Source organism: Bowmanella yangjiangensis (assembly GCF_017255015.1).
Lineage (GTDB): Bacteria > Pseudomonadota > Gammaproteobacteria > Enterobacterales > Alteromonadaceae > Bowmanella > Bowmanella yangjiangensis.
The window spans coordinates 1-328 of sequence record NZ_JAFKCS010000803.1 but is presented as its reverse complement, the minus strand read 5'-3'; the positions used below and the strand labels follow the sequence as shown (position 1 = coordinate 328).

Below are 328 nucleotides of genomic sequence, written 5' to 3'. Positions count from 1 at the left end.
ACGATGCGCTTCTCCTCGGCCTTGTAGCGTGCGAAGTTCGGGTCGACCCGTTGCGCCTGCCTGGCCTCGCGCTCTGCACTGAGGGCCTGGTAACGCCTGATCAGGGCTTCGGCGCGGCGCTTCTGTTCCTGCTCGTCTGTGCTGACGGCCCTGATCAGGCCGATCTGCAGCAGCAAGGCTTCGCTCAGCGCCAGCTCGCCCCGGCGTTCCAGTGCGTCGACGCCTTCACTCAGTTGCTGCGCTTGCGCCTCGCGGCCGTCAGCGTCGAGTTCGCTGGCGTGCTCGATGAAGCCCCGGTAACGCCGATGGAACTCCAGACGCCGTTCCT

1 protein-coding gene is annotated in these 328 nt (G+C 66.5%); it reads right to left on the bottom strand.

Annotation, left to right across the window (positions count from 1 at the left end):
* Window positions 1-328, bottom strand: a 328-nt coding sequence (locus J0A65_RS26755) for a hypothetical protein (protein ID WP_206597200.1), incomplete at both ends; no start/stop codon positions are given.